Annotated in this window: 17 protein-coding genes and 1 pseudogene; 6 read left to right on the top strand and 12 right to left on the bottom strand. The window is 75.3% G+C overall.

Going from position 1 to position 15,722, the window contains the following annotated elements:
* The coding region (locus HDR73_RS05220) for an ice-binding family protein (protein WP_287136283.1) at positions 1-949 on the bottom strand (949 nt) is incomplete at its 3' end.
* 99 nt (positions 950-1,048) lie between these two features.
* Between HDR73_RS05220 and HDR73_RS05225 the strand changes: the two genes are divergently transcribed.
* Positions 1,049-1,471: a GNAT family N-acetyltransferase gene (locus HDR73_RS05225; RefSeq protein ID WP_012299955.1), complete on the top strand. Its 423-nt coding sequence runs from the start codon at positions 1,049-1,051 to the stop codon at positions 1,469-1,471.
* Positions 1,472-1,480: 9 nt separating this feature from the next.
* On the opposite strand, the gene HDR73_RS16520 is transcribed toward HDR73_RS05225, so the two are convergent.
* The 6 genes and pseudogenes from HDR73_RS16520 to HDR73_RS05250 form a co-directional block, all read right to left on the bottom strand.
* Positions 1,481-2,467: an ATP-binding cassette domain-containing protein gene (locus tag HDR73_RS16520; protein WP_306295594.1), complete on the bottom strand. Its 987-nt coding sequence runs from the start codon at positions 2,465-2,467 to the stop codon at positions 1,481-1,483.
* A 130-nt stretch (positions 2,468-2,597) separates the two neighbouring features.
* Positions 2,598-3,053: pseudogene (locus HDR73_RS16525) on the bottom strand (ATP-binding cassette domain-containing protein); the annotation flags it as partial.
* Positions 3,054-3,354: 301 nt separating this feature from the next.
* Positions 3,355-3,942 carry a hypothetical protein gene (locus tag HDR73_RS05235; RefSeq protein ID WP_174270088.1) on the bottom strand — a complete coding sequence of 196 codons (588 nt, stop codon included), beginning with the start codon at positions 3,940-3,942 and terminating at the stop codon, positions 3,355-3,357.
* A gap of 3 nt (positions 3,943-3,945) precedes the next feature.
* Positions 3,946-4,905, bottom strand: coding sequence for a hypothetical protein (locus HDR73_RS05240; RefSeq protein ID WP_012299953.1), 960 nt, complete (start codon positions 4,903-4,905; stop codon positions 3,946-3,948).
* An 86-nt stretch (positions 4,906-4,991) separates the two neighbouring features.
* A complete protein-coding gene (locus HDR73_RS05245; protein WP_012299952.1) occupies positions 4,992-5,795 on the bottom strand; it encodes a nitroreductase family protein in 804 nt (267 codons plus the stop codon).
* The gene (locus tag HDR73_RS05250; RefSeq protein ID WP_012299951.1) at positions 5,774-6,172 is read right to left on the bottom strand and encodes a hypothetical protein; all 399 of its coding nucleotides are present in this window, start codon (positions 6,170-6,172) and stop codon (positions 5,774-5,776) included. Before HDR73_RS05250 ends, HDR73_RS05245 begins: the two co-directional genes overlap by 22 nt.
* Before the next feature lie 88 nt (positions 6,173-6,260).
* On the opposite strand from HDR73_RS05250, the gene HDR73_RS05255 reads away from it, so the two are divergent.
* Positions 6,261-6,887 carry a histidine phosphatase family protein gene (locus HDR73_RS05255; RefSeq protein ID WP_041464711.1) on the top strand — a complete coding sequence of 209 codons (627 nt, stop codon included), beginning with the start codon at positions 6,261-6,263 and terminating at the stop codon, positions 6,885-6,887.
* Here HDR73_RS05255 and HDR73_RS05260 read toward each other — a convergent pair.
* Positions 6,884-7,252, bottom strand: coding sequence for a hypothetical protein (locus HDR73_RS05260; RefSeq protein WP_012299949.1), 369 nt, complete (start codon positions 7,250-7,252; stop codon positions 6,884-6,886). The genes HDR73_RS05255 and HDR73_RS05260 overlap by 4 nt on opposite strands.
* Positions 7,253-7,517: 265 nt before the next feature.
* On the opposite strand from HDR73_RS05260, the gene HDR73_RS05265 reads away from it, so the two are divergent.
* The 4 genes from HDR73_RS05265 to HDR73_RS05280 all read left to right on the top strand — a co-directional run bounded on the left by HDR73_RS05265 (position 7,518) and on the right by HDR73_RS05280 (position 10,996).
* Positions 7,518-7,886 carry an STAS domain-containing protein gene (locus HDR73_RS05265; RefSeq protein WP_012299948.1) on the top strand — a complete coding sequence of 123 codons (369 nt, stop codon included), beginning with the start codon at positions 7,518-7,520 and terminating at the stop codon, positions 7,884-7,886.
* The gene (locus HDR73_RS05270; RefSeq protein ID WP_012299947.1) at positions 7,879-8,301 is read left to right on the top strand and encodes an ATP-binding protein; all 423 of its coding nucleotides are present in this window, start codon (positions 7,879-7,881) and stop codon (positions 8,299-8,301) included. Before HDR73_RS05265 ends, HDR73_RS05270 begins: the two co-directional genes overlap by 8 nt.
* Positions 8,301-9,629, top strand: coding sequence for a PP2C family protein-serine/threonine phosphatase (locus tag HDR73_RS05275; protein WP_012299946.1), 1,329 nt, complete (start codon positions 8,301-8,303; stop codon positions 9,627-9,629). The genes HDR73_RS05270 and HDR73_RS05275 overlap by 1 nt, the downstream gene beginning before the upstream one ends.
* A 155-nt stretch (positions 9,630-9,784) precedes the next feature.
* Positions 9,785-10,996, top strand: a complete 1,212-nt coding sequence (locus HDR73_RS05280) for a PP2C family protein-serine/threonine phosphatase (RefSeq protein WP_012299945.1) — start codon at positions 9,785-9,787, stop codon at positions 10,994-10,996.
* 16 nt (positions 10,997-11,012) lie between these two features.
* Here HDR73_RS05280 and HDR73_RS05285 read toward each other — a convergent pair whose 3' ends face one another.
* Genes HDR73_RS05285 through HDR73_RS05300 form a run of 4 tightly spaced genes read right to left on the bottom strand, consistent with a single transcriptional unit; the run spans position 11,013 to position 15,713 of the window.
* Positions 11,013-11,963 carry a hypothetical protein gene (locus tag HDR73_RS05285; RefSeq protein WP_223842663.1) on the bottom strand — a complete coding sequence of 317 codons (951 nt, stop codon included), beginning with the start codon at positions 11,961-11,963 and terminating at the stop codon, positions 11,013-11,015.
* Positions 11,855-12,322, bottom strand: coding sequence for a DUF4913 domain-containing protein (locus tag HDR73_RS05290; protein WP_223842662.1), 468 nt, complete (start codon positions 12,320-12,322; stop codon positions 11,855-11,857). Before HDR73_RS05290 ends, HDR73_RS05285 begins: the two co-directional genes overlap by 109 nt.
* Positions 12,319-14,115, bottom strand: a complete 1,797-nt coding sequence (locus HDR73_RS05295; protein ID WP_012299942.1) for a type IV secretory system conjugative DNA transfer family protein — start codon at positions 14,113-14,115, stop codon at positions 12,319-12,321. Before HDR73_RS05295 ends, HDR73_RS05290 begins: the two co-directional genes overlap by 4 nt.
* Positions 14,112-15,713: a putative type IV secretion/conjugal transfer ATPase gene (locus tag HDR73_RS05300; protein ID WP_502709176.1), complete on the bottom strand. Its 1,602-nt coding sequence runs from the start codon at positions 15,711-15,713 to the stop codon at positions 14,112-14,114. The genes HDR73_RS05295 and HDR73_RS05300 overlap by 4 nt, the downstream gene beginning before the upstream one ends.
* Between the last annotated feature and the right edge of the window lie 9 nt (positions 15,714-15,722).

The following is a 15,722-nucleotide window of genomic DNA, read 5'->3' on the forward strand; positions in this document are numbered from 1 at the left end:
CGGTCGGCGTGGGCGACGGCGTCGGGGTGGATCCGCCGGTCGTGCCGCCCGTCGTGCCGCCCGTCGTGCCGCCCGTCGTGCCGCCGGTGGTGCCGCCCGTCGTGCCGCCCGTGGACCCGCCGCCCGGGGAGGGCGCCGGCGTCGGGGTCACGACGGGCGTGCTGCCGGAGCCGATGGGCGACGTGGTGGTGCCGCAGGTGGAGGAGGTGAACGCGTCGTCGTCGAGGGTGACGGCGCCGTTGCGGGCGAGCGCGCGGCCGTCGACCGTGGCGCCGCTGCCGACGGAGACGCTCGTGAGCGCGAGGATCGTGCCGGCGAAGCCCGAGTTCGTGCCGAGGGTGGCGGAGCTCGACACCTGCCAGAAGACGTTGCAGGCCTGGGCGCTGTTGACGAGCGACACCCGGCTGCCGGAGCCGGTGGTGAGCGACGACGGGGCCTGGATGACGAAGACGGCCGACGGGTCGCCCTGCGCGTCGAGCGTGACGGTGCCGGTGTTGGCGAGCGGGCCGGCGGCCGTGTAGACGCCGGGCGTGAGGGTGGATCCCACGAGGTCGGCCGGCACCGCGGCCGTGGTGGGGCGGCCGGCCGCGTCGTCGTACGCGGTGGTGAGGTCGGACTGCGCCTGGCCGGCCGCGGCGTCGGCCGCGTGCGTGGCGCCGCCGACGACGCCGGGCGGGAAGCCCGTGACGGAGGCGGACGGGCTGGTGCCGAGATCCGCCGAGAGGGTGCTGGGGCCGGTGTTGGTGACGCCCTGGCCGGCGAGCACCGAGTACGAGGCGGCGGTGCCGAGGCCCACGGTGGCGGTGGCGGCGAACGCGCTCGCCGGGGCGAGGAGCGCGGCGCCGAGACCGGAGGCGGCGATGGCCGCGACGGCCAGCGAGGCGACGGCGAGGGACCCGGACCGGGTGCGGCGAGAAGAGGACGTGCAGGCGTGGCGCGACTGGTGCATGGACAGCTCTCGTCGGAAGGGATGGCGGGTGGGACCGCGACCGTATCGAGCGGCGGGCATCGCGCGAGCGCCGAGTGCACAGGCCGATACGGTGTCGGGGTGATCCCCATCGCCGTCGAGATCCCCGCCCGCGACGAGCTGCTCGACCTCTACGGATCCGTCGGCTGGAGCGCCTACACGCGCGACCCCGAGCGGCTCGAACGGGCGCTCGCCGGCTCCGACCTGGTCGCCACCGCGCGCGACGCCGACGGCCTGCTCGTCGGCCTCGTGCGCACCGTGGGCGACGGCGCGACCATCTGCTACGTGCAGGACCTCCTCGTGCGCCCCGACCAGCAGCGCGGCGGCATCGGCCGCGCCCTCCTCGAGCACGTGCGCGCGAGCCAGCCGTCCGGCGTCCTCCTCGTGCTCACCACCGACGCGGGCGGCACCGAGGACGGCGACCGCTCGCACCCCTTCTACCGCGCGCTCGGGTTCGCGCCGCACGGCGAGCGGGGGCTGGCGGCGTTCTCGCTGCGGGTCTGAGGTCGGGGCTCACGCGAGCTCGATCCGCTCGTCGAGGTCGAGGCGGTCGAGCAGCGACCCGTCGTGGCTGACGACGACCAGGGCGCCCCTGTAGGCCCGGAGCGCCTCGACGAGGCGGTCGGCGCTCGCCATGTCGAGGTCGTTGGTCGGCTCGTCGAGCACGAGGAGCTGCGGCGGCGGATCCGCCAGCAGCAGCCCCGCGAGCGCGACGCGGAAGCGCTCCCCGCCGGAGAGCGTCGCGGCCGCGCGGTCGACGGCGTCGCCGCGGATCAGGAAGCGCGCGAGCCGGTTGCGCAGCTCGCGCGGCGGCACGTCGGGCGCAGCCCGGCGCACGTTCTCCAGCACGGTGAGGCCGTCGTGGAGGCCGTCCCGGGCTTGGGGGAGGTAGGCGACCCGATCCGTGAGCGCCTCGGCGCGGGTGCCGGGCAGCGGATACTGCCGCGTGTCGGGCACCCCGACGAGCTGCGCGAGCAGCGTGGTCTTGCCAACGCCGTTGGCGCCCGTCACGGCGATGCGCTCCGGACCGCGGACGACGCGGGTGCGGCCCCGGACCGTGATCTCGGCGACGCGGCGGGAGGCAGGCAGGGCGGGATCCGCCAGGTCGAGCCGCAGGGGCGCGTCCGCGCGGAGCTGCGACTCGGCGTCGGCGACCGCGTCCTCGGCCTGCCGCTCGGCGTCGCCGTGCGCCCGGTGGAGGCGCCCCGCCGTGGCCTCCGCGTGCTTCCGGCGCTCGTTCGCGGCCATGCGCGGCATCGACTCGCCGGCCCGCGCCCCGGCCTTCGCGCGCCGAGCGATCGACGTCTCCGCCTCGATGCGCTGGCGACGCTCGGCGCGATGCGCCTGCTCGGCCGCGCGGATCCGCCGCTCGGCCGCGGCTCGCTCCCCGGCCACGCGCTCCTCGTGCGCCCGGTAGGTGCCGCCGGTGACGCTGATCCGGCCGTCGCGGAGCTCGGCGACCTCGTCCACGTGCTCGAGGAGCTCCCGGTCGTGGCTCACGACGACGAGGGCGCCCCCGCCAGCCGTCGACGAGGTCGAGCAGGATTCCGCGCGCCCGGGCGTCGAGGCTGTTGGTCGGCTCGTCGAGGATCGCCACGGGCCGCCCGCGGAGGCGCACGCCGCTGATGGCGACGAGCACCGCCTGTCCGCCGGAGAGCGTGGCGACGGGCCGGTCGAGGTCGCCCTCGGTGAGCCCCACGTCGCGGAGCGCCGTGGCCGCGCGGGACTCGACGTCCCACTCGTCGCCGAGCGCGTCGAAGTGCGCGGGATCGGGATCGCCGTCGAGGATCGCCCGCAGCGCGCGCAACCGGGAGCGCACCCCGAGGAGGTCGGCGACCGTGTCGTCCGGGCCCGTCCGGAGCCGCTGCGGCAGGTGGTCGACTGGGCCACTGGTGACGATGGATCCGGATGCGGGCGTGAGGTCGCCGACCACGAGCCGCACGAGCGTGGACTTGCCGGCGCCGTTGAGGCCGACGAGGCCGGTGGTGCCGCGGCCGAACCGGGCGGTGGCGGAGTCGAGCACGACGGAGCCGTCGAGCCAGGTGAACGTGCAGCGGTCGAGCGTGATGGATGGTGCGGTGGGCATGGGCCCTCCCCGGTGGATCGATGCGGGTGCATGACGACCACCGGGTCCGCCGAGGCGGACGGCGCGGCCCGCGAGACGGGCGGGCGCGACGGGTCGTCAGTGCGTGAACAGCTGCTGCGCGAGGGGCGCAGTACCGGGGTTCTGGCGCAACGATCCGACTTCCATGCGGGGAGCCCCCGTGTCCGCGGCCGGACCGACCGGCCGGTATGTCGGCCGCACCGGAGGCGTCGGGTCGCGACGGGGTACGTCCGGCAACCTACGCGGTCGGGTGGTGGCGGGGCAAGGGGCGGGCGGGTGTGCGTCAGCGCGGGAGGGCGCTGGCGCTCTGCGGATCCTCGATGAGCTTCACCGCGTCGTCGCGGTCGAGGCTCCCCGGGAAGTTGAGGTGGGTGAAGCGGCCGTCCGGGTCGTAGGAGGCGATGGGCGCCTGGATCCGGGAACCGCGGACAGCCGCGACGAGCGCCGTCGTCCGCGCGGCCGAGAGCGTGTCGGTCGGGCCGATCGCGAGCACGACGCGGAACCGGGCGCCGCCGTCGAGGTCGAGGCGGATCACGAGCGGATCTCGACGCGGGCGCTTCCGGGGCTTGTCGTAGCGGGACTCCCGCGGGAGCGGCGCCAGCTCGATGCGCGCCCCGACGAGGTCGGTGAACGGGCGCTCCAGGCCGCGGAGGCGGAGGACGCCCCGGTCGGCGTCGATGTCGAGACCGGGCGCGAGGCGCGTGATGACGAGGAGGAGGAGCGCCCCTGCGGCGGCGACGCCGACGCGGCGGCCGAGGAGGCTGAGGGGATTCGAGCTGAGCCAAACGATCAGGAGGAACCAGCCGCTGCCGAAGAGCAGGCGCTGCCGGTAGCTGGGCGCCGGGATCCGCACCCACCCGTCGTCGGCCACGCGTCAGCTCCCGCCGGCGGGGCGGGCGGGCTCGGGGGGCTCGGCGGATCCGTCGTGGTCGGCCTCCGCGCGGGCCGCATCGACGGCGGCGCGCTGCTCGGCCGCGCGGCGCACGTCGCGGCGCGTCACGAGGATCACGCCGATTCCGCCGGCGAGGAAGAAGATGGCGAGTCCGACCACCGGGATCTCCGTGCGCCCGAACACCCCCGTCGGGTTCCGCACCGCTGCCACCGCGAAGAAGGCGCCCATCGCCGTGACGATGCCCGCGACGACGTACTGCGCTCGCATCGAGACGGGGTTCCGGCTGGGCGTACCGGCGGGGCGGACGTTCCGCGCGCCCGAGCCCTGCCCGCGCTGCCCGCGCGCGGACGTCGGCTCCGCGACCCCGCTGCCGTCGACGAGCGCCGCGGTGTCCTCGAGCGTGAGGTGCCCCGGGAACTCGACGTGCGCGAACCTGCCGTTCGGGTCGTCCTTGGAGCGGGGCGGCGCGATGCGGGATCCGGCCACCAAGGCCAGGAGCGCGTCGCGTTGCGCGTCGTCGATCCGCACGCCCTCGCGCGTGGAGACGACGACGCTGCAGCTGCCGTCGCCGGTCGTCGTGAGGCGGAGGATCAGCGTGTCGTCGCCCGGCCCGCCGGCCAGCTCGATGCGGGCGCCGGTGACCTCGGAGAATCCCCACTCCTTGCGGCCGATGCGGAGGACCTGACGCGTGACGTCGATCGCGGGCGGCGCCGTGCGCTCGGCGACGACGAGGTACGCGATGCCGACGACGGCGACGATCAGCAGGATCGGCAGGCCGACCCGGATGAGCGGCGACGGTCCGATCGCGATGTCGACGAGTCGGGTGACGGCACCGACGGGCGACCAGAGCAGGATCCCGGCGAAGGCGAGCGAGGCCGCGGTGAGGAGCCAGCGCTGCCGCGTGCTCGGGGACGGGATCCGCATCCACGCGCCGCTGGCCATGCCTCGACCCTATGGGCGCGCGCCCGCGGCGCCGGCCGGATCGAGGCCCGCCCGCGCCCCCAGAACGAGGCGCGCAGGCCGTCGGATCAGCTCGCGGCGGGCTCGTCCCACCCCTCCTGCGGGGTGTCGCACGTGCCGCGGAACACGTACTGGGACGGGCGCTTGCGCTCGCGGCTCGACCAGTCGATCGCGGGGCGGCGCGCCTCGGGCGGCAGGTAGCCGAGGCGGTAGACGGCCATGAGCTCGAGCTCCGGCGGCACGCGGAGCAGCTCCTCGACGCGGGTCCACTGCGCGCGGATCTCCATCGGGAACGAGATGAACTGAATCCCCATGCCGATCGCGCCCGTCGTCAGCCACACGTTCTCCATCGCGGCGCCCATCGAGAACGTCGAGTAGAAGGACGCGAGCGACTCGGGGCGCTCCTCGGCGCGGTCGAGCATCACGCCGATCAGCAGCGGGCTGCCGGCGACGAGCTCGCGGTTCGCGCGGCCGAGCGTCTGCGGGACCCGCAGCACGTTCATCAGCCGCTGGCCGCGACGCGTGAACGCCTGCGTGGTGAAGGGGCGCAGCGGCGCCGGCAGCTTGTCGAAGAGCATGCCGTCGCGGCGCCGGTCCATCTCCTCCTGCGAGAAGCGGAAGTAGTGCTTGTAGCGCTCGAAGAAGGTGCCGTTCGACATCGTCTCGGTCATGCTCTCGCCGCTGATCTCGGCGATCCGCTCGATGGTGTCGCGCTCCTCCACGAGCACGAAGCGCCACGGCTGGCTGTTGAGCTGCGAGGGCGCGCGGCCGGCCACCTCCATGAGGAGCCGCTGGTGCTCCTCGCTCACGGGATCCGGCAGGAAGGCGCCGTTGGTGGTCCTCCGGGATCTCAGGACGTCGAGGAACTCCATGGGTCTCTCCAGGTGGCGATGGTGCCCGCGGCGTACCACGGGGCGGCGGTCAGGGCGACGGCGCGGTGCCGCCTCGTGCGCGTGCCGACGCGGGGGAGCGCGGCGAGCGGGATCAGGGCCGGGGCGAGCGCGCGGGCAGCGCGGCGGGCGGCGGGGCGCGCGGTGGATCCGGCCCAGAGCGGCGACGCGAGAGCGACCGCGGTGAGGGCGCCCGTGAGCAGGTAGGCGCGGTGGTGGAGGCGGAGCTCGGGGCGGGGCGGCAGGATCCGGGTGGCCGCCGCGATCCCGATGGCGCAGTTCACGAGGTAGGCGGCGCTCGCCGCGGCGAAGGCGGCGCGGACGGCGGGCGTCGCGTCGCGGGTGCGGCTCGTGGTCATCCCCTTCGACGCTAGTCCGGACCCGACCCGACGGTCGGGCGGCGACGGGGACACCCGGACGCCGGCCGGATCCGGGTTGGATGGACCCATGCAGATCCCCCCGGCGGCGCCCGCGCGCCTGCTCCTCACCCGGCACGCGCAGACGCCCTGGAACCGGGAGTACCGCTACAACTCGCGCACCGACGTCGACGTGGGCGACGACGCGGCCGAGCAGCTGGCGCCCCTCGCGGACCGGCTGCGCGGCGAGGGCGTGGAGCGGATCCTCGTGAGCACGCTCCTGCGCGCCCGCAGCACCGCGCGGATCCTGCAGGAGCAGGGCGTCGCGCCGGGCGTCGTGCCCGAGCCGCGGTCCGAGCTGGTGGAGCTCGACTTCGGCGGCTTCGAGGGGATCACGCGCGACGAGCTGCGCGGACCCGTGCACGGCCCGGCGTTCGCGGCGTGGCTCACGGGCGACGACGGCGAGCCCGCGGCGCCCGGCGGCGGCGAGACGTGGGCGGCGGCGGCGGTGCGGGCGCGGGCGGTCCTCCACGACGTGGCGGCGGATCCGCGCACCACGCTCGTGGTCGCCCACGGCTACCTGCTGCGCGTGCTCTACCTCACGGCGCTCGGCCGGTCGCCCGCGCTCACGCGGTCGCTGGTGTGGGCGAACGGGCAGCTCATCGAGCTGGAGCGCGACGGATCCGGGTGGCGCGAGCGCGGCGCCACGGCCGGCTAGTCGTGCGGGCCCGCGGGATCCGCGCACTCCGCCGGGTAGCGGAGCTCGAACACGACCTCGTCGATCACGCCCGTCCAGACCATGTCGTCGCCGCGGCGCGTGAGCGGCCCGTCGGTGAGGTCGATGGCGTCGGCGAGGCCGAGCCCCGCGATCCACGACTCGATCACGTCGCGCCGCACCTCGGGCGCGTACGCGTCGGCGTCGCCCGAGAAGTGCACGCCCTCCCACGGGCCGCCGAGCTGCCACGCGAGCGGCGGCAGCCCGCGGATCGCGCCCTCGGCGTTCCAGGCCAGGCCGATGGAGGTCTCGATCGCCAGCCGGGTGATGCGGCGCTCGGTCGGGACGTGCTCGGGTGCGGTCGACACGGTCTCTCCTCGTGCGGCCGGTGCGGCCGTGCTCGTGCGTGGGATCAGCCGCACCGTAACCGGGCGCGGGCCGCCTCGCCAGTCTGATGCGCCGCGCGGACATGCGACGGGACGCAGGACCCATCGTATTTCCTCGGGAGATGGATGAGAGGATGAGCGCGGCGGAGGCAGGGGATCCGGGCGGGGGACCGCACGGGACCGGCACCGCCCGCCGACCGCATCGGGGGATGCCGACGCCGGCGCAGGGATCACCCGAGGGGGACGCATGGCGCTCACGACCGCCACCGCACGACGCGAGGACGACGTCACGGTCGTCACCGCGGCAGGGATGCTCAACATGGCGGCCGCGCCCGAGCTCCGGCAGGCGATCCACGACGCGCTGGATCCCGCGCCCGCGCGCATCGTCGTCGACCTCGCCGGCGTCGACTTCATCGACTCCTCCGGCCTCGGCGCCCTCATCGCCGGCCTCCGTGCCGCGCGCGACGCCGGCGGCGACCTCCGCGCCGCGCGCGACGCCGGCGGCGACCTCCGCATCGCGGCACCCGGCCCTCAGGTCGCGATGGTGCTGCAGCTCTCCAACCTCGACCGGGTGCTGATCTCCACCCCCACGGCCGAGGCGGCCTACCGTGACTGAGACCACCCGCAGCCTCACGCTCCAGTCCCCGCCCGACGACGTGGACGCGGTCCACGAGCTCGTCGCCCGCCTCTGGGACGACCGCCCCGACGTGGGCGCGCTCGACCGGATGGCCTTCGAGACCGCGCTCGTCGAGCTCGCGTCCAACGTGATCGAGCACGCCGACACCGGCGAGGGCGTCTCGTGCGTGGTGCGCGTCACGGTCGACGACGGCGTGATGAGCGCGCGGCTGAGCGACGGATCCGAGCCGGGTGACTTCCGCCTCGCCCCGCGCGAGATGCCCGGCGTCGACGCGGAGTCGGGCCGCGGCCTCGCGATGGTGCAGATGCTCTGCGACGAGCTGACCTACGAGCGGGTCGGCGGCGAGAACGTGTGGAGCGTCCGCCGGACCCGGATCGAGCCCGAGGCGTCCTGATGAGCTCGCCCGCGCGCGCATCACGGCTCGCCGCGCTCTCGATGCCCGCCTGGGTCCGCCGCACGGCCTGGATCCCCGAGTCCGCCGCCCGGTCGGGTTCCGCAGGCACGTCCGGCCCCACCCCGGTTCTCAAGCAGCTGCCGATGCTGGTGCTGTTCGCGCTCGCGGTGCTCGCCAGCTTCGCCGTGCCCACGCTCGGGGTGACGGCGCCGCGCGCGCTCCTCGTGTCGTGCGGGATCCTCGTGGTCGCCACCCTGCTGGCCGTCGTCGTCACCCTGCGCCGCGACCTCGCGCGCTTCGCCGTCGTCGTGCCCGCGCTCGACTTCCTCGCCGTCGGCCTGCTGCGGATCGGGACGGGCGAGAACCTGTCCGTGTTCGGGTCCCTGGTGATCCTCCCGGTCGTCTGGTTCAGCCTGAACCCGAGCCGCTGGAACGTGCTCGTCGCGTTCGTCGGCGTCTACGTGAGCCTCGGCCTGCCGCTGCTCCTCCGGCTCGGCGGGCAGAACGCGAACGAGCTGTGGCGCGGGTTCTTCAGCGCCCTCGCCTTCGCGGTCGCGGCGCTCGTGGTCAACGAGCTGTCCCGGCGCACCCGCTTTAGCCTCGAGGCCTCGCACGACCGGGAGCGGGTGAGCGAGGAGGAGCTGACCCGCGCGTCGATCGTGCAGCAGGCGCTCCTGCCGAAGACGACCGTGCCGCTGGCCGGGTACCAGGTCGCGGGCGCGTGCCTGCCGTCCAAGGCCGTGGGCGGCGACTTCTTCGACTGGTACCCGGTGCGCGAGGGCCTCGCGTTCACCCTCGGCGACGTGATGGGCAAGGGCGTGGGCGCGGGGATCATCGCGGCCACCGCGCGCGCGGTCGTGCGCAGCGCCAAGAACGTGCCGGATCCCGTCGCCGCCATCGAGCGCACCGCCGACTGCTTCACCGCGGAGATGAGCGCGGCCGCGTCGTTCGCCACGGTGTTCCACGCCCGCGTCCGCGCCGAGGACCACACGGTCCTCTACGCCGACGCGGGCCACGGCCTCACCGCGCTGGTGCGCGCGGACGGCACCCACGAGCGGCTCGAGTCCACGGACCTCCCGGTCGGCGTGCCGGGCGCGGCGGGATGGAGCTCGCACGAGGTGGAGCTCGGCCCCGGCGACCTCATCGTCACCTTCAGCGACGGCGTGCTCGACCTCTACGACGGCACCCTCCGCGCGGTCGACCGGGTGGCCGAGCTGGCGCGCGAGTCCGCGTCGGCGGACGAGCTGGTGCGGCGGATCACGGCGCTCGCCGCCGGCCAGGCGAATCCCGACGACGTGACAGTGGTCGTCCTGCGCCGCGAGGCCTGAGAGCGGTCGGCTGCGAGGCCCTCCTGATCCGGGGAGGGCTCCGAACACCTGCGCATACACTCGAAGAAGGCGCCGCGGTCCGGGGGGATCGAGCGGTGGGCGGGTCTCCGTCCGACCCGATCGGCGCTGGGATCACCAGGGGGAAGCACATGGCCATGCCGGACACCGTCGCGCGCTCGGGTGGCTCGGATCCCGCGGGTCGCGCCAGCCGCGACGCCTCGTCCCTGCAGGGTCCCGCCGAGGAGGCGCGCCTCCGGGCCGTGCACGACCTGCGGCTCGTCGGATCCGCCGCGGAGGAGCGCTTCGACCGCATCACCCGCATCGCGCGCGAGCTCTTCGACATGCCGGTGGCCGAGATCAACCTGGTGGGCGACGTCGAGCAGTTCACCAAGTCGCCGCAGCCCGCGGGCGTCTCGCTGCTGTCCGACCGCACGCAGTCGTTCTGCGACATCGCGATCCGGAGCCCGGAGATCCTCGTGGTGCCGGACGCGACCGCGGACGCGCGCTTCGCCGAGCGCACCACGGTCACCGGGCCCCGCCACATCCGCTTCTACGCGGGACGCCCGCTGCTGTCCGGCGGCCAGACCGTCGGCACGCTCTGCCTGGTCGACACCGAGCCGCGCGAGCTCGCGCCCGACCAGGAGAGGCTCCTCGACGTGATGGGCGCCTGGGTGGAGCGCGAGCTCCGCGACAGCCGGGAGGAGGAGCTCGCGGGCGAGATCCAGCGGCGGCTCCTGCCCGTCGACCGTCCGCTCTGGCCCGACTTCGACCTCGCCGGCATCAGCCGCCCGGCCCGCGGCGTGGGCGGCGACTTCTACGCGTGGGGCGAGGACGCGGACGGGCTGCACGTGACCATCGCCGACGTGATGGGCAAGGGCGCGGGCGCTGCGATCCTCGCGTCGGCCGTGCGCTCGGGCTTCCAGGCGCACCGAGGGCCGGACGCCGCGCGCACCGTCGCCGCCGTGCAGGCGCAGCTCCAGGCCGACCTCGACGCGACCGAGACGTTCGCGACGTTCCTGCACTGCCGGGTCGACGGATCCACCGGTCGCTTCGCCTACACGGACGGCGGCCACGGCCTCACGGTGTTGATCCGCGCGGACGGGACGCACGAGATCCTGCCGGCGCTCGGGCTGCCGCTCGGCGTCGTGCCGGGCGCCGACTGGGCGGCGGCATCCGGCGAGCTGCGTCCCGGCGACCGGATCCTCGCCTTCACCGACGGCGCGCTCGACCTCTTCGACGGATCCCTCGACTCGGTCGCCCCGCTCATCGACCTGGTGCGCACGGCAGCGGACGCCGCCGCCCGCGGCACCCTCGGCGACGACGTGTCGGCGGTGTGCGTGCGCTACGCGGGCTCCGCCACGGCCTGATCCGCCGCGCCGACCCTCAGGATCCGATCGCCCCCAACGGCTGCAGGCTCGGGTGGTCGCGCACCGCGTCGAGGCCCTGCGTGCCGAGCACCGTGAGCACGGCGGCGATGGGCGCGTCGACGCCGCGGAGGCGCAGCGGCTCCACGTCCGGGAACTGGCAGACGAGCGCCCACTCGCGCACCTCGGGGTAGACCGCCGTCATGCCCGCGTACCAGAACGCGAGCCACCGGCCGCCGACCTGGCAGAGGAGGCGGCGGTCGGAGATCACGAGGCGCACCTGCTGCAGCTCGCGCCACTGCTCGGCGGCCCGCGCCTCGGCCGCGCTCCGCCGGGTCGCGTTGCCGATGGCCGCGGCCGCCATGCCGCCGAGCACGAACGCGGGACTCCCGACGAGGAAGCCGCTGGATCGCGTGTACGTGACGTCCTGCCCGTAGTACCGCTCGTAGTCCGCCCGCACGTCGTAGAGGAACACCTCGCCGGGCTCGGCGACGACGTCCCAGACGGGGAACCCGGGCGGGCGCTCCCCGCGCAGCAGCGACGCGCGGAGCCGGCACGCCTCCGCCCAGCCCGCCGCGCTGCGGACCGCGAGGTCCTGCGCCGCCGCAGCCTCGCGGGCCGGTCGGGCGAGCTCGTGCTGCGCTCCCCGGACCATCCCCTGGATCACGCGCGCGCCGCGCACCAGGGTCCGCACCGCCGCGACGCAGAGGAGCAGCAGGACGAGCCCGGGGATGAGCGTCTCGGGTCGGGTCAGCACCGACGGATCCGCCGCCGCGGTCAGGACCGCGAGCAGCCCCATCCCGAGCACGAGCAACGCCGGCCAGCAGAGCAGCAGGCGGAACCAGCCCGGCACCTCGCGCTTCACGACGCCGCTCCGGTCGGCTCCGGCTCCGGCGACCCCGTCGCGTCCGGCCTCGGCGCGTCCGGCCTCGGCGCGCACGGCAGCGGCGCGCACGGCAGCGGCGCGCACGGCAGCGGCTCGCCGGCCTCGGTGGTGGCGGAGGTGCGCGCAAAGGGCCCGGTCGGACCCATGAGGACGGTCAGGTGGTAGTCCGCGTGATCCCGCCACCAGACGCTCATGCCGGTCGCGCCCTCGAGCCGCAGAGCCTCCCAGGCGAGCCACAGCGCCTCGAGCCGCGCGACCGCCTCGGGGTGGCGCCACCACGCGGGATCCCACCGGCTCTCGCCGCGCGGGCTGACCTCGCGGCGGTAGGTGGGCGCGAGGAGGTCGCGCACGAACGCCTCGACGTCGGCGAAGACCTGCTCCGCGGATGCGGATGCGGATGCGGATGCGGCGGGCGCGTCCCCCCAGCCGAACGCGTCCGTCACCACGCGGCCCCCTGCGCGCGCCTCGTCGCGGCCCCGGAGCCGGCCTCGGAGCCTGCGCCCGAGACCGCGCGGGCGTCAGCGGCGGCGAGCGAGGCGCGGATGACGGCGGCCTCGGGGCCGTCCATCCACGGCACGGTCGCGATCATCGAGGCGCGCACGCCCGACGCGAGCAGCACGCCGCGGCCGCGGGGCAGCTCGGCGAGCTCCGAGGTGTCGAGGATCCGGCGCCGGTCGTTCTGCACGCTCGTGGACCGCACGCCGCGCGTCGTCGAGCTGGAGACCGTCTCGTGGTCGTAGTCGCCGATGAGCTCCGAGAGCTCCCGCAGCCACTCGGCCTCCTTCACGCCGCCGAGGTAGACGACCTCGTTCGCGGCGCTGAACAGCTTGCGCATGCCCTCGCGGCCGAACACGTCGACGCCCTGCGCGTACGACTGGAAGATCGACATGACGGGGATCCCGCGCGAGCCGCGGTGCGAGTACAGGTCGGGCAGCTCCTTCCACCGGCACACGTTCGCGGCCTCGTCGAGCACGCAGAGGAGCGGAGTGGTCAGGCGCCCGCCCGGCTGCGTGCGGGCGAGGCGCTCGGCGGCCTCGACGATCGCGACCGTGAGCGCGGTGACGAGCGGGGCGGCCGTGCCCTCGCCCTCCACCGAGAGCGAGTAGAGCGTGTCGGTGGAGCGCACGAACGCGTCGGGGTCGAGCCGGGGGCGGGGATCCACGGCCGCGTCGCCGCCGGCCGGCGTGATCCACCTGTTGATGCGGCTGCTGCGCACGCACGCCGCCATCTTGCGCGCGGTCGCGTACACGCCGTCGCGCTGCCGGGGCGAGGTGCGCGAGGCGCTCTCCACGTCGTCCGCGATGAGCGGGTAGCCGCCGTGGCGGAGCACGGCCACCATCTCTCGCTCGTCCGGATTCGTGAGCCAGCGGAGCACGTCCGTGATCGGCCGGTGGTCGAGCGCGGCGGCGAGCAGGAGCCCGGTGAGCAGGTCCTTGCCGGCCGCGTCGAAGAAGGCGTCGCCGCGGTCGTCGGGCTCGCGGGATCCGGCGGCGAAGTGCCCGGCGAGCTTCGCGGCGGTGGTGTCGTCGGTGACGGAGGAGAGCGGGTCCCACCACCAGGTCGGCTCCTCGTCCACGACCTGCTGCGGGTCGAACACCCACGTGGTGCCGACGCCCTGGCGCAGGTCGCGGGTGGCGCGGACGACGTCGGGCTTGTTCGAGGTGGTGATGAGCGCGCCGGGCGCCGCGAGGATCGCGGGCACCACGAGCGAGGTGGTCTTGCCGACGCGGGGCCCGGCGATGCCGACGACCACGTCCTCCCACGAGGCGTAGAGCATGCCGCCGGAGCGGAGGTCGCGGCCGAGCGGCACCCCCGGCCGCCCCGGGACACCGAGGCGCGCGGCCTTGGCGAGGGAGGCGCGCTCGCGCAGCTCGTCGAGGTCGGAGGCGGAGGCGAGGTAGCGGGCGCTGCGGTCGACGCGCGTGCGGCCGCGGCCGAGGCGGCGGACGGCCCGGGCGACGGCGACCGTCAGCGCGGTGAGCAGCGCCGCGACGGCGACGGCGATCACGACGGCGAGCGGGGTCCAGACGACCTCGCCCTTCTTCAGCGCGATGGCGACGGCGAGCGGATCCGCGGGCAGCGCCGCCCCCTCGCCCGTGAGCGCGTGCGCCGCGGCGAGGCCGGCCCACGCGGACGCGAGGAGACCGGCCGCGATGCCGATCGCCCACGTCGCGATGATCGTGCCCGGGTTCGCGCGCCCGGGCTCGGCGCGGCGGTTGGTGCGCTCGGAGCTCATGCGGCGCCCGCCTCCACGGCCGCGGGCTCCGCGGCGTCGACGGCCGACAGCGGCGGCTCCGACGGCCGGGTCGACGCCTCGTCCGGCTCCGGGAACGACTCGGTCGCGTGCCACGCCTTGTTGGTGTCGTTGATGTGCCGCTCCTCCTCGGTGAGCTCGACGTGCACGGGGATCCCCGGGTGCCCGCCGACCTTGATGAGGAACCTCCCGCGCCCCGGCGGCTCCTGGTCGGGCGACCAGCCGGGCGGGTTCTGCCACGACATCACGAGGTCCTGCTCCGAGCGCGACAGGGCGACCGCCTGCGTGAGCATCGACATCTCCGCGCGCGGCAGGCCGCCCGCGACCACCATGCCGGCGCGCTCGACGAAGCCGCGCGCCTTCATCCGGTCCTGCTCGTCGGCGAGCGCGAGGAGGTCGGACATGGTGTGCGTGATCATCGCGAGCCCCACGCCGCGCTGCCGGTTGAGGCGCGTGAGCGAGTCGATGCGGTCGACGATGCCCTTGCCCACGCGGAGCGCGCGCCACAGCTCGTCCATCACGATCAGGTAGTGCCGCCGCGGCTGCAGGCCCGCGTCGGCGAGGGCGGTCGCGACGTTCACGGTGCCGAAGCCCTGCGACCAGCAGGCGAGGAGCACGGCGGCCTGGAGGTCGGTGTCCGACTCGTCGATGGACGACACGTCGTAGACCACCGGCCGGTCGTGCCGCATGGCCACGTCGGTCTGCTGCGCGAAGATCTCGCCCAGCCGACCGCCGCGCGTGAGGCTGATGAGGCTCGCCTCGAGCCCGCGGGTGATCTCCTGGTACCGCCCGAGGTCGCCGCGGTCGACGGCGACGTCGCGCACGGCCGGGTGGGCGTCCTGGATCACGCGCAGCAGGTCGGCGAGCACGGGCACTCCCGGGAACTCGTCGTCGAGCACGCGCAGGGCCGCGTCGATGATCGACTCCTCCACGTCGTCGGGCGCCTGCTTGCGGAGGATCGTGAGCAGCGACGAGACCATCGTGTTGCGGCGGCCGTGCGCGTCGGCGATGAGGCGCTGCCGCTCCTGCTCGAAGCCGGCCGCGCGCAGCTGCTCGGCCGCCTCGATCGCGCCGCCCGGGTCCAGCACGTTGAGGTGCCCTCGGCCGCGGCCGAGCGTGATGACCTGGCCGTCGAGCGCGTGCACCATGTCGACGTAGTCGGGCTTCAGGTCGCCGAGCACGAGCGGCAGGTAGCCCATGCCGTCGCCGCCCACGCACATGCGGCGGATGAGGGTCGACTTGCCGAGGCCGGGGAGGCCGAGGGCGAAGATCGACGGGTTCGAGATGATCCCCGACTGGAACCACGAGATCGGGTCGGCGCACACGGTCGCGCCGGTGTCGAGGTGCAGCCCGAGCGGGACGCCGCTGATGGGGCTGCTGGATCCGACCGCGTAGGGCCACAGGCCGCACACCTGCACGGTGGTGCCGCGCCACTCGGGCGAGGGCTGCACGAGCACGCTCTCGCCGCGGGCCCGGCCGAGCCAGCCGCGCGGGGAGGGGCGGCGGTGGGCGCGGGCGGCGGCGCGGGCGGCTATGCCGGCACCGAGAATCGTGACTTCGCATGGCACCACGCCGGGGATTCCGCCCAG

This window comes from Clavibacter sp. (assembly GCF_014802555.1).
Lineage (GTDB): Bacteria > Actinomycetota > Actinomycetes > Actinomycetales > Microbacteriaceae > Clavibacter > Clavibacter sepedonicus.

Excerpts from the sequence above, each read along its gene's own strand:
- HDR73_RS05240 (WP_012299953.1), bottom strand. The coding sequence starts at position 4,905 with ATGGCCAGCGGCGCGTGGATGCGGATCCCGTCCCCGAGCACGCGGCAG.
- HDR73_RS05245 (WP_012299952.1), bottom strand. The coding sequence starts at position 5,795 with ATGGAGTTCCTCGACGTCCTGAGATCCCGGAGGACCACCAACGGCGCC.
- HDR73_RS05250 (WP_012299951.1), bottom strand. The coding sequence starts at position 6,172 with ATGACCACGAGCCGCACCCGCGACGCGACGCCCGCCGTCCGCGCCGCC.
- HDR73_RS05255 (WP_041464711.1), top strand. The coding sequence starts at position 6,261 with ATGCAGATCCCCCCGGCGGCGCCCGCGCGCCTGCTCCTCACCCGGCAC.
- HDR73_RS05265 (WP_012299948.1), top strand. The coding sequence starts at position 7,518 with ATGGCGCTCACGACCGCCACCGCACGACGCGAGGACGACGTCACGGTC.
- HDR73_RS05275 (WP_012299946.1), top strand. The coding sequence starts at position 8,301 with ATGAGCTCGCCCGCGCGCGCATCACGGCTCGCCGCGCTCTCGATGCCC.
- HDR73_RS05280 (WP_012299945.1), top strand. The coding sequence starts at position 9,785 with ATGCCGGACACCGTCGCGCGCTCGGGTGGCTCGGATCCCGCGGGTCGC.
- HDR73_RS05295 (WP_012299942.1), bottom strand. The coding sequence starts at position 14,115 with ATGAGCTCCGAGCGCACCAACCGCCGCGCCGAGCCCGGGCGCGCGAAC.